We start from the raw sequence: 12801 nt of genomic DNA on the forward strand, positions 1-12801 counted from the left end.
TTGCTATATCAAGCTCTGAGCTGCAGAGATAAGGATTTCTCTAACAAAGCAGCTCATCTTATTCAATAAATGTTACAAGACTAGCGGGATTCTTTATGTGTAAACGACTAATTTTTTTATTACTAATTTCTACTTCTATTATTAGTACTCAAGCTTGGTCTGATGATAAGCCAGATAATTTGACTGTTGATCAAGTAATAGCGTATTTAGGCCTAGAAGGGCACGTTGAAGGTGGGTTTTATCGTCGTACTTATGAAGCTAGTAATACATCGAAAGTGACAACAGAAAGTGGAGAACGATTTTCGATGACATCAATCTTTTACTTACTGAGCGCTGAATCACCAATAGGGCACTTTCATCTTAATAAGTCAGATATTGTGCATTATTTTCAATTGGGTGATCCCATAAAATATTATCTTATTGATCCTGATGGAAAGCTTAAAACTGTTGTTATGGGAACAAACTTGGCGGCTGGTGAGTTACTACAACTTACAGTACCTGGTGGTACGTGGAAAGCATCAAAAATAATTGAGGGTGGAAAACAGGGATATTCATTAATTAGTGAAGCTGTATCACCTGGATTTGACTTTGCAGATATGACATTAGGTTATCAGGCGTTACTTTTAAAAAAGTTTCCACAACATGAAGAGGTCATTTTGCAATTAAGTCCATCTGTTTCCCCTGAATAACCGATATCTAAACAGTAAGTAAGGTTACTAATGGTTCAAATTTACTTGCTTCATCATAACTATTAACAGCTTAGTTAATAGTTATGAATATTGTGATTTTTTAATAAATATTGAGTAGAAGTAACTTAATAGAGAGTGTGTTTATTAAAGTGTTTTCTTATATCGACGTGATGCTAAACCAATCATGCCTAATGCAAAAATAGCAAATGTAGACGGCTCTGGCACTGAAGTAGTTGAGATATCACCGTTAAAAGTTACTTCATGTAACGCTATTTGATTACCACTGTTAAAACCAAATCTAATAGCATTTCCGGTTACCGAACCAAAATCTACACTTATGTTTTGGGTAGTCGCTTGCTTATTCATTATGCTTAACGTTAAGCCTAAGTCACCTGTAGTACCACTAACTAAACCACTCCAATTATTACCATCAAATATTTCAGCAAAAACTGGGGTTAATAAACTGTAGTTTCTAGATATCAATAAGTCTAAGCCACTGAACGTGGTTGTTTCTACAAAATTATAAGTAAATGCATGGTAGCCGAATGTCGACCAATTATATATGCCATTTACATTACCTGTATTACCAGATGAAAATTCATAACCATCAGACAATAACGTGTCAATTTCGGTAAGATCGGCAGTATTATCGACATAGCCCTTTGTACCAGCTAAGTTCCAGTTGGTGTTACCCCAAGTAAAAGTGCCATCAATATTAGTTAGTTCATAGTTTTCAGAGTTAAGAACTCCTGCGTTAGATAATGTACTTAATGCTAATAACCCACTTGTAAAAATAACTTTTAATAATGTAAATTTCATTTGATAGCCCTTACTCATCTCGCTTAATTGTGTCTATGATACTCAAGGGGGAAAAGTTAAAATATGGCTAAACTGTCCTATATTTTTTATTAAATAATTATTCTTCTTTAAGGTATTCTTTAAATGATAGGTCATTATTAGTGTTTTATCTTCGATACAAAAGCGTTAAACAACCTAAAGTCGTATTATAAAATTAACTAGGGTTGGCTGAGCGGGATCGTTCCATTTTGAATAACAGTCAAGGCTGGCATAAGAGGAATGTCGATATCTAATTTTGCTTTTAGTTGATAGTTAATACCTTGCTCTTTATTTCTCATCAGTGCACTTATTACTTGAATTCCTTTTATTAAGCTCGTTGAAACCGGCACCGTAAAGCGTGACTCTCCGTAAGCTTGTGCAGTAGGAATATTGTTAGCAACACCATGAGCTAAGGTTTCTTCTGCTACGTTCAGTTGGTAACTAATACCGTTAAGTGGTAATGCAAAATTATTAGGGTTAACTAACTTCAGGCCTATTTCAAATTTTTGTTCGAAGCCGTTAACAGGTAAGGCCTTAAAAGAAACTATTTCGACACTTGGCTCTTCGTAGGTTAGGTTCATGGTGGCACAGCCAGACAAGAAAAATAAGGTCGCTATGAAAAGTAAGTGAATTGGTAGCTTTGTCGCTATAGTCATTGTGTATCCTCATGAAGTAATTTCTTTCAACTTATCATAATACTAATCTCACTAGCTAAGTGATCATTTCTACGTATAAAATTGTTCACTTAATTAATGAAACTGGTATAAGACAATAATTATAACATAGGTGTTATTAGTACTCCTTTATTAGGTTATACCAATCTCATTAACTATGTGATCATTTCTACTTGTTAAAATCACCAACTACATCGTTATTTATTGAATAATCAGAACAACTAGTTATTGAAATTGAAATTGAAACTGAAATTGGAAGGTTTAAGCCACGTTTAAAATTGATTCGATTTAAACGTGGCTTGCTAAAGTGGATAATCGGAAGTTGAGTATTATCGCTAGTTTATCGCAATTATCTTAGCTTATGCTTTACCGCCCACAAATGTGCCAATTCTAAGGCGATTGTTGCAGCCGCTAACGCGGTAATTTCACTATTGTCATAAGCTGGCGCTACTTCAACTACATCCATGCCGACAATATTAATACCTGCTAAACCTCGTAAAACCTTCAGTATTTTGTCTGTGCTCATGCCACCACATACTGGCGTACCTGTACCTGGTGCAAAGGCAGGATCTAAGCAATCAATATCAAAGGTTAAGTAAACCGGCATATTGCCGATTCTTTCTTTAATTAATGTTGTTATTTCATCAACACTTAAATCATTCGCTTGCATAGCATTTATGACAGAAAAACCGTGGTCTTTCGCTTTGTAATTCGTGCGAATACCTACCTGAATTGATTTATCTCGATCAATCAGATTTTCTTTAGGCGCATGATAAAACATAGTGCCATGGTCATAACAACTGCCGTTGTTGTATGTGTCGGTATGTGCGTCAAAATGTATCAATGCCATAGTGCCGAACTTTTTTGCATAGGCACGGAGTATTGGCAAGGTTACAAAATGATCGCCGCCTAGCGACAAAACAGTTTTATCCGCTTCAAGTAATTGACCAACAGCCGTCTCAACTTGCTGACAAAAGTGTGCTGAGTCTCCAGCAGAAAAAACCAAATCACCAGCATCAATTATTTTACAGTGCTTTAATAAACTAAAAGGCCAAGGAAAACGTTTACCTTCCCAAGCCAAATTTACTGACGCTTGTCTAATAGCCGTAGGGCCCATACGGGCACCTGAACGGCCAGTTGTTGCCATGTCAAACGGCAAACCTAACACCACGATGTCAGCGTCTGATTCTACAGGGTTATTTACTAAGGGCTGGCGTAAAAACGTCATTGCATTTGAGTAAATAGACTCATCGACTTGATTGAAAATGTTTTTCATCAAAATTATCTCTAAAAATATAACCGTTATAAATGCTGTTTTTAGAGGTCTTCAAGGTAAGTGTAGCCTTTTAAGCCATCAACCAACTCTTTAAAAACTTCTTCACCTTCGCTTTTTGACAATCGCGCCTCAATAAGATCGGCATATGTCTGTTTAAATAAATTTGCATCTAAATGCACATAATTCAGCATATCTTCAACTGTATCACCTTCATTTATTTCGGTGATTTCTGCTTCTCCATCGTCATTTACAAACACGACAGCGCTGTGGGTATCACCAAATAAATTATGCATGTCACCTAAAATTTCCTGATAGGCGCCGACTAAGAAAAAGCCCAATAAATAAGGTTCGTCTTCTGTCCATGCTGGAACAGGTAAGGTACTTTCAATGCCTTGGCCGTCAACATAGTGGTCAATAGTGCCATCAGAGTCACAGGTAATATCTAGTAAAACCGCACGTTTTTCATGGTACTTTTCTAAGTTATTTAACGGTAAAACAGGAAAAACCTGATCAATTCCCCATGCATCGGGTAACGATTGAAATAAAGAGAAATTCACAAAAAATTTATCGGCTAGCTTTCCTGTTAAATCATCCATAATTGGACGGTGAAAACGGTTTTTACCATCCATTAATTGATTTAATTCGTAACAAACGCGTAAATTAATTTGTTCAGCCCAAGCGCGCTGAGTTAAATTTAATAACCCCATCGAAAATTGACTATGTACTTCTGCTAAATCACTTTGCGTGTCGTGATAAATTTCAATTAATGCGCGATCATCATTACGATCATTTAATTGCTCTAATGAATTCCACATATTATTTAATAAAATAGACTCATCAGGTACTGGTGCTTTTATATCTTCTGGCTCGTAAGACTCTGCGCCAATAACATTAGAAATAAGTACTGCGTGATGCGCTGTTAATGCTCTACCTGACTCTGAAATAATCATTGGCATAGGTTGGTCATAACTTTTACAAATATCACCAATAGTATGGACAATATTATTGGCATATTCAGCCAAACTATAGTTCATAGAGTTATGTGATTGGCTACGTGTTCCATCATAATCAATGGCCAAACCACCACCAACGTCCATACATAAAAGGCCAGCACCAATGCTACGAAGCTCACAATAAAAACGTGCTGCTTCACTAACTCCTAATCTAATATCTCGAATATTGGCTATTTGGGAACCTAAATGAAAATGTACTAGCTTTAATGCATCAAGCATATTTTCTTGTTTAAGTATGTTAACAACGTTAAGTACTTGTGAAGCCGACAAACCAAACTTTGATTTTTCACCGCCACTGGCTTGCCATTTTCCTTTGCCTTGTGACGCTAAACGCACACGTATTCCAAGTCGAGGTTCTACATTCAACTTTTTAGCTTCGGTTAAAATCATTTCAAGTTCAGACATTTTTTCAAGTACAATATGTACTTTATGTCCTAGTTTCTCTCCGATTAATGCTAAACGCACGTACTCTCGGTCTTTGTAACCATTACAAACGATTACAGATGACACCTTTTGAGCCATTGCTAAAACTGCAAGTAATTCAGCTTTACTACCAGCTTCAAGCCCTAGCTGAGTGTATTCTTTGTTATGTTGGCTTGCCAAAATTTCATCAACAACTTCACGTTGTTGATTCACTTTAATAGGATAAACTAATAAATACTTTTGCTGATAATCATAGTCATCTATCGCCTTATTAAAAGCCTCACATAGGCTATGAATACGATGATGGATTATTTGTGGGAATCGTACTAAAGCCGGTAGTGTTAAGCCCTTGTCTTCAATCATTTTGGCAATACTGCTCAAGTCTACTGTGTGATTTTGATTATCAACTTTTGGTGCGACATATACCTTGCCTGCATCATTGATTCCAAAATAGCCCTGACTCCAATGACGTACATTGTAATGTGCGCGTGCGTTATCAAGATTATCTTTATTCATTCGTTTTCCTTTAGCCTTGCCATCTAATAATAGTCAGGGAATTAGTCATGTGTAATTGGGGCGAATTAGAATTTAACAGCCGTTTAATGTCAAACAAAAAAAATGATTACAAATAACCATTATTATTGATTAGTACGAGATAGCAGACCGTTACAATATTTAGAATATTAAATTATAGATGAAGAAATACAATTGATATTCCCTTTACGACTTTTTAACATCTCAATTAAAAGTCTACTGGTTGGGCCAGTAACGTCAGGTTTTTTAACAGTACTACTTTTTCAGTTTTTTTGGGAATTGTAACCAATTGAATTAAAATGTAATTGTATTTATGGCGTGTTTTTTGCTTTAGTGTTCTATAAGTGTAAATATAATTAGAAAGGAACAAAGATGAAATTTAAGATTTTAAATACAGTAGTTGCAGGATTGATAGTACTTGTTAGTGAAGCTGCTAATGCAGGTATAATTAATTGGACTGAGGTGCAACATACTACTGATTTTAATGATGTACTTGATTTTGGTAATACAGTTGAAGCAATTAATGCGACAAATACAAACTCTGGAAGCGTTACAGTAAATGGTGTGGAATTTTATAATTCTACAAATTTATTATCTGCAGGTGGTTTTGTTGGTGCGTTAAATAGTGCATCAACAAGTGATGAAAGTTACGATAATTTCTTAAATAGCTTTGATTATGGAAATGGCTCAGACTTAACTACATTGACTATTGGTGGCGGCAACCTAATTGATGGCGTAGATTACTTTATTCAATTATGGCTTACTGACTTAAGAGTTGCTAGTCGTGATATGTCTTTTGGTGATGGTAATGGCAACAGTGTAGAATTGGATGCTACTGAAGTTGATTTTGGTCAATATGTTATCGGGCAATTTACTGCTACAGGTGATACTCAAGAACTTAGTTTAGATGCTTTGAATTCTGCTAATGCTCATATAACAGGTTATCAAATTAGACTTTCTGATGTATCAGCAACATCAGTTTCAGAACCATCAACACTTGCTATTATTGCATTAGGTCTGATGGGATTTGCTTCTCGTCGTTTTAAGAAAAAATCTTAATAATTCTGTAAATATTTAGATTTATAAAAACATCAATTGTAATGGTTGGTGTTTTTTTGTTTCTGGTAATTGATAATATTAACTTTCCTAAGCAATGATAGTACAGAATACATAATCTTTTATTAGTTCATCATTTCAATGCTTACGGGTATAAACGTTATATTTATACCAATCGGACTAATTAATTGATCACTTAGCGAGAATTAAAAGGCTTAGAGGCACAGGTTATACGTTCCAAACATAATCTAAGTACCAACATCCATGTGGGAACCCTGTCAAAATCAATAACGCGGCATTTAAGGCTTTTAAACTCGCCCTTCGGGAACTCATTAGCAAACTTATAACCGCACAATAAAAAAAACCTCAACATTTCTGCTGAGGCTTTGTTATTAAAGCTTAGTTATTAAGGCTTGTGTCACAAACTAAGTAGATTAGTTAAACTTAGCGATTAACCAGTCTTTGTTGTCACTAAAGTACAAAGTACGAATTTCATCTTTACCTTCAATATTAACCATATTGATTTGTGTTGACCAAAGATCGCGTAATGTACCATTAAATAACTTTAATCCATCTAACCCTGTTGGTATCGCTGTTTCTTGATACACCCAGAAAAACTTACCTTCTACTTCATAACCCACAGCAGTTAAAGGCAGCTCTTCATCTGTTAAAGTGCGTACTAAAAACTGCTTAGCCACATAGTCAGCAAATTGCTGTTGTGTTTTCTTTAGGTTAATAATGTCAGCATTCTTATCAAATAATGCTTGAACTGCATGCTCAGTGTCATGCATATAAAACCTATGTGATACCTCTAGTTGCCCAGAGCGTTTGTTAAAGGTTACCGTTGTTTCGGCAGCCTTTTGTTGGTGCGCAAACGCTAAGTTTGTAGAAACAATACTCGATATCGCTATTAAGAAAACCGCTATAAAAATGATTAAACGTTTAGACATTAGTTGTCCTTCTTATCTTCTGTTTCATCATCTTCGTCAGTTTTAAGCTCTGTTTTAATATCTTTCATGATATCGCGACTTACTTTAGCTGTACTCTTCTTCGCTTTATAGGCTTCAACACGTGTTGGAATAATTTGACGTGGGTAGTGGTTATTCTCTACGTCAACATCAGCCGTTTCCCAACCTGGATCAACAGTAACACTAACCAATTCTTTGTCGTTATCAGTCACAACAAGTTTACTCACGTGTTTTGGTGTTCTACGCCAAATTTCAGCAGGTATGTACTGACTTTCTGTTGAACCATCTTTATAGGTTAGTTCTAAAATAATCGGCATAACTAAACCACCAAGATTTGAAAACTCTAATACGTAATAGTTTTTATCTTCTTTAACAGCACGCTCTAGCACTTTAACTTCCCAAGGCTTTAAACCTTTTAAGAATTTATTGTACTTATTACGTTCTTTATTCGTTACGGTGAAGCGATCGTTTTCATCGTAAAAGTCAGTTACGTCAGGGTTACGGTCAACCCATAACTCTTTACCTTCAGCTTTGTTACGTTCAACAAATAATGATGAAGGTTTATCCTGTTCAATTTGGCGTAAACGGCCGTAATCAATATCTGGATTTTGAGTATCTAAACGCATTTTGTATACTTTATCTATTGAGATATCTACGTGATCTGTAGAGTAGAACCAGCCACGCCAGAACCAATCTAAATCTACACCAGATGCTTCTTCCATTGTACGGAAAAAGTCAGACGGAGTAGGGCGTTTAAACTTCCAACGTGCAGCATACTCTTTGAAAGCAAAATCAAATAACTCACGACCTAAAATTACTTCACGTAAAATGTTAAGTGCAGCAGCAGGTTTTGTATAAGCATTCGGGCCTAAACGTAAAACACTGTCAGATTGCGTCATAATTGGTACTTGGTTTTGAGACTTCATATAACCAACAATATCGCGAGGTTCAACACCCCATGGAATTGTAGGATCCCATTCACGACCAGCAATACCGTCTAAGAAACTGTTTAAGCCTTCGTCCATCCAAGTCCATTGACGTTCGTCAGAGTTTACTACCATTGGAAAATAAATATGACCTACTTCGTGAATAACAACACCAATTAAGAAGCGTTTTTCAGCTTGAGAATATGTGCGTGAACCATCGTCTTGTAACTCAGTACGCGGACCATTAAAGGTAATCATCGGGTATTCCATACCACCTACAGGGCCATTCACAGATTGGGCTGTTGGGTACGGGTAGTCAAACGAGTAGCGAGAGTAAACTTCCATTGTATGGACAATAGATTCTGTAGAATACTTCTTCCAAAGATCGCCACCTTCTTTAGGGTAGAATGACATTGCCATAACCAATGGCATATCGTCGCCACCTTGGTTATAACCTTTAGCATCCCACATAAACTTACGTGAAGAAGCCCAAGCGAAATCACGAACATTATCTGCTTTAAACTTCCACGTTTTACGTTTGTTAGTCCCTTTTTTTTCGTTTTCTAAAGCTTCTTCTTCAGTAACCACAAATACTGGGCGCTTAGATGTTTCAGCATCTTCTAAACGATTACGCTGTGTTTTAGTTAGCACGTCTTTAGGGTTAGCTAATTTACCTGTAGCACTAACGATATGATCCGCAGGAACGTCAATTTCTACTTCATAGTCACCAAACTCTAGGGTGAACTCACCACGGCCTAAAAATTCTTTGTTATTCCAACCTTCATAATCTGTGTAGGCGTGAAGACGAGGAAACCATTGTGCAAGTAAGAAAATGTCGTTACCGCCTTCGCGCTCGTCTTTTTCAAAATGTTCGTAACCTGAACGTGCAGATACAGCATCTTCTTCAACAATGTTGAAAGCGAAATCGATAGAGAACTCAACGTCACCACCTGATTTTATCGGCTTAGGTAGATCGATACGCATTTGTGTACCAACAACAGTAAAGTCTAGCTTTTTACCTCCACTGTCTTTAATTGCACTGATTTCATAACCTAATTCGTTATCAGCCATAAATTGTTGGCGACGTAACTCACCTAAACTAATTTTTGCTGGTGTTTGTGTATCACCTGTTTTTGTATATGGACCTCGACGTCCAATACCACCAAAGTTGTTAGCCATATTGGCAATAGAGTCATCTTTGAAGATATTTTGATCTAATTGCACCCATAAATACTTTAATTTGTAGGGAGAGTTATTTTGGTAGGTGATTTTTTCACTGGCTGTTATACGGCGCTTTTCTTCATCCAGAGATACTTTGATTTTATAGTCAACTTGCTGTTGCCAATAATTCTCGCCTGGTTCGCCTGCTGCATTTCGGTAAACATTTGGGGTTGGGAGAGCTTCCTCTAGTTGACGGAATTTGTCTTCAAAATCGCCTTTGGTTTGTTTAATTGCTGAAGCATTAACAGTTGAGGCTATTGAAAGCGGCAAAATTAATACAGTAAAAATTTTTATAATGTTAATTTTCATTTATCCATTCTTATTTTGTTGTGTTGAATTAAAACAGTGAAAAGTAGGGAGGCTATTATTACTCATCTGTTAAGTTAATATAAAATAACGAGTAGTTTATGGTATTCTTTTTTCCTGCTAAATGTAATGTTTTATTTACATATGGTTGTTTTTACTCGATTAAACGGGCTTGTTGTCTGAAATTAGTTGTAATAAGGCGAAAAAAATTCATGTTACTTGAATGCTATCATCTTAAATAGCGGCTATTACGACTTGGTAAGAAGCTGATGCGTTTGTGACCAGAACTCACTAGATATTTGGTTAATAACATTAGCTTCGGCATTAATGAGTATCGCAAAACCTATGTCTAATCCAGGTGAGTAACCAATATCAGCCCGAAAGCCTTCTACCCAACCCGAATGATAGATAATTTTTTGTTCCTGAAGTTGATAAATACGCCACCCGTAACCGTAATGAGCATCGGTTAAGTACTCTCGCCAATATCTTCTACGTAGATCTTTTTTGGTTTTTATCCTTGGTGTTGTCACTTCATTTAACAGTGCTGGCGATAAGATGTCAGGATTATGGCCCAAATTTGCAATAAGCCATTTTGCTAAATCGGAAATACTTGAGTTAACACCTGCAGAAGGCGCCACTTTATAAAAATCAGGCTCTACATTTACAGTACGCCAAATATATTGCTTTAGCCTCTTACCTTGCTTGTTTCTCTTGTTGGTTAAAATAGTTTTTCTTAATACATGAGGTTTAGCAGTATTTATCTGTTCTTGAAAAGCCTTAAGACCAATAGAGCTGTTATCCATTTTTAAAGGGGAAAATAATCTTTCTGTTAGTAAAGTGGAGTAGCTTTTATTTTGGCTAATCTCAATAGCTGGTTGCAATAATCCGAAAGTGATATTTTGATAGCCATAACACTTTTCTGGTTGGCAAATAGGGGTAATGCGATCAAAGCGACCAATAATTTTATCCATACTCCAGTTTTCATGGAGTAAATTATCGTAAGAATTAGGCATTAAACCACTCGAATGACTAAGAATATGCTTCAATTGAATTTTTTCTGCGGCACCTTCTTTAGCCAAAGAAAAGTCGGGAACATATTTAGTGATGGGATCTGATAAGTTAAGCACATGCTCTTGTGCCAGCATAGTAGTAATGGTGGAAGCAAAAGTTTTGGATACCGACGCTAAACGAAATACCGTATTGCTATCAACTTTTTGTAATTTCGTTTTATCAACGTGACCAAACGTTTCTAAGGAAACTATCTTATTATTTTTTACAATAACGTAAGCGCCACCAGGAATGTTATATTTTTCCAGCTGCTCGGCAACATGTGTTGAGAATTCCCTATTAAATCCCTGAAGGGTATTGGCATAGGAAAACGATATAAAAAAAGTTAAAAAAAGACAATATACTCGAATCAATACAAACTCCTCTAATAGAAATAATTTTTAAATAAAAAAGCCTCAATATTTCTGCTGAGGCATGATGCGAATGGTGTCGACTGTCGGAGTCGAACTAAGGGTTACAAGTCAGTTGTTCTAACAATTGAGCTTAATGGTCACACGAAAATGTTTGCGATAATTATGTTTTATTTATCTAACTGTCTTGGCAGCTAAACCGATATTTTCATCTCAAATTATATCATGATCTTCAAAGATAATAGTCGCTTCTTTTATCAGTGTGCTTTGCATATTAGTATTCTCACTTAACATGAACAATTTTCAAACTTCTTGCAAAGCTTATAATTTTGAATTTGAGCAAAAGCGATGACCATGGCACCTAAAGTGGTTAATCCTTTTTCACCCACCTCACCAAAGTAACTTTCACCAAAGAGTAGTGCGGAAGCTAGGATAAAAAGCCCTAATCCACCATATAATCCAATCGACATTTTGTTGTGTTTTTTACACCCCATCGTCAGTGCGTAAATACTTATTGGTAGTACACAAATAACCATTAATGTATGAAATATTTCTTGATCCATCGTGGTAGCAATTACCGTTGGCAACAAAACTGTTATCAAAGGAAGTAAAAGGCAATGTGCCAAACATAATGCAGATAAAGTAATCGCAGATTTATCTAAGGAGGCAGAGACAGTTTTCATTTTTATAACCTATATATTTAAAAGTAGAATTGCTTTTAGCAATTATTATGTGCTGAAAGACAAGTATTACAGGTACCGTTTAATTCAATTTGTGGTGATGATAATTGATAGCCAGTTTTTTCCGCTTTATCTGTTAAATCGCTTAAGTTATTACTGGTATTATTGTTTAATTCATCAACACGTAAGCACTTCTTACAAATTAAAAAATACGGTAACTCATGGGAAGACTTGCAACCAATATGAGCACACGCTACGTATTTATTGGCGATGTTAAGTCGATGCGCTAATTGCATTCTCTCTAGAAACTCTAAAGTTCGATAAGCTGTCATAGGCAACAACACTTCATTAAAGTGAGTTTTAAATGCTCCAATCAGCTCATAGGCAGAGAGTGCTTTGTTAGTGATTAACAAGAGTGTTAAAACTTGACGACGCTTTTTAGTTAATAGAAAAGCTTGTTGCTTACAGACTTTTTCTGCTAATTTTAAGCTGGCTTGTATTTGAATATCTTGATTCAATGAAATCTTATCCTTGTATTGTTTGCGTCAAGACTTACAGAGTAGTGTTGATAATAGCCAAGTCATATAGCGTAAGTTTTATGTTTAAAATTAAACAATGTTTTAGTAGGTGTCATTAAATCAAACCTTACTGATATGTTATAACATATCAGTAAGTAAAAGAAAAACCTTTCAGAACATTTTATATTTAATGGGATTGCATAATCTTCGATATGACGAGAACAATAATACTATGTTAAACAGACGATTGTTTGTTAAAAAG

Annotated in this window: 11 protein-coding genes; 2 read left to right on the forward strand and 9 right to left on the reverse strand. The window is 35.7% G+C overall.

Annotated elements, in window-relative coordinates; genetic code table 11:
* Positions 1–95 precede the first annotated feature (95 nt).
* Positions 96–689, forward strand: coding sequence for a cupin domain-containing protein (locus GQS55_RS03260; RefSeq protein WP_201294555.1), 594 nt, complete (start codon positions 96–98; stop codon positions 687–689).
* Between the two features lie 144 nt (positions 690–833).
* Here GQS55_RS03260 and GQS55_RS19945 read toward each other — a convergent pair whose 3' ends face one another.
* The 4 genes from GQS55_RS19945 to speA form a co-directional block, all read right to left on the reverse strand.
* Positions 834–1508 carry a PEP-CTERM sorting domain-containing protein gene (locus GQS55_RS19945; RefSeq protein WP_236559746.1) on the reverse strand — a complete coding sequence of 225 codons (675 nt, stop codon included), beginning with the start codon at positions 1506–1508 and terminating at the stop codon, positions 834–836.
* A 197-nt stretch (positions 1509–1705) separates the two neighbouring features.
* The gene (locus GQS55_RS03270) at positions 1706–2182 is read right to left on the reverse strand and encodes an LEA type 2 family protein (protein ID WP_159817950.1); all 477 of its coding nucleotides are present in this window, start codon (positions 2180–2182) and stop codon (positions 1706–1708) included.
* A 367-nt stretch (positions 2183–2549) separates the two neighbouring features.
* Positions 2550–3476 carry an agmatinase gene (gene speB / locus GQS55_RS03275; RefSeq protein ID WP_159817952.1) on the reverse strand — a complete coding sequence of 309 codons (927 nt, stop codon included), beginning with the start codon at positions 3474–3476 and terminating at the stop codon, positions 2550–2552.
* 41 nt (positions 3477–3517) lie between these two features.
* Entirely contained in the window at positions 3518–5428 is a 1911-nt protein-coding gene (speA, locus tag GQS55_RS03280; protein ID WP_159817954.1) for a biosynthetic arginine decarboxylase, read from the reverse strand.
* Between the two features lie 390 nt (positions 5429–5818).
* On the opposite strand from speA, the gene GQS55_RS03285 reads away from it, so the two are divergent.
* Positions 5819–6505 carry a PEP-CTERM sorting domain-containing protein gene (locus GQS55_RS03285; RefSeq protein ID WP_159817956.1) on the forward strand — a complete coding sequence of 229 codons (687 nt, stop codon included), beginning with the start codon at positions 5819–5821 and terminating at the stop codon, positions 6503–6505.
* 431 nt (positions 6506–6936) lie between these two features.
* On the opposite strand, the gene GQS55_RS03290 is transcribed toward GQS55_RS03285, so the two are convergent.
* The 5 genes from GQS55_RS03290 to GQS55_RS03310 form a co-directional block, all read right to left on the reverse strand.
* Entirely contained in the window at positions 6937–7452 is a 516-nt protein-coding gene (locus GQS55_RS03290; protein ID WP_159817958.1) for a DUF6702 family protein, read from the reverse strand.
* A complete protein-coding gene (locus GQS55_RS03295; RefSeq protein WP_159817960.1) occupies positions 7452–9926 on the reverse strand; it encodes a M1 family metallopeptidase in 2475 nt (824 codons plus the stop codon). Before GQS55_RS03295 ends, GQS55_RS03290 begins: the two co-directional genes overlap by 1 nt.
* 245 nt (positions 9927–10171) lie before the next feature.
* Positions 10172–11344: a serine hydrolase domain-containing protein gene (locus GQS55_RS03300; RefSeq protein ID WP_159817962.1), complete on the reverse strand. Its 1173-nt coding sequence runs from the start codon at positions 11342–11344 to the stop codon at positions 10172–10174.
* Positions 11345–11628: 284 nt separating this feature from the next.
* On the reverse strand, positions 11629–12024 hold the full coding sequence (locus GQS55_RS03305) for a MerC domain-containing protein (protein ID WP_159817964.1): 396 nt from the start codon (positions 12022–12024) through the stop codon (positions 11629–11631).
* A gap of 35 nt (positions 12025–12059) precedes the next feature.
* A complete protein-coding gene (locus GQS55_RS03310; protein ID WP_159817966.1) occupies positions 12060–12539 on the reverse strand; it encodes a Fur family transcriptional regulator in 480 nt (159 codons plus the stop codon).
* Positions 12540–12801: the final 262 nt, after the last annotated feature.

This window comes from Colwellia sp. 20A7, from assembly GCF_009832865.1.
Taxonomy (GTDB): Bacteria; Pseudomonadota; Gammaproteobacteria; order Enterobacterales; family Alteromonadaceae; genus Colwellia.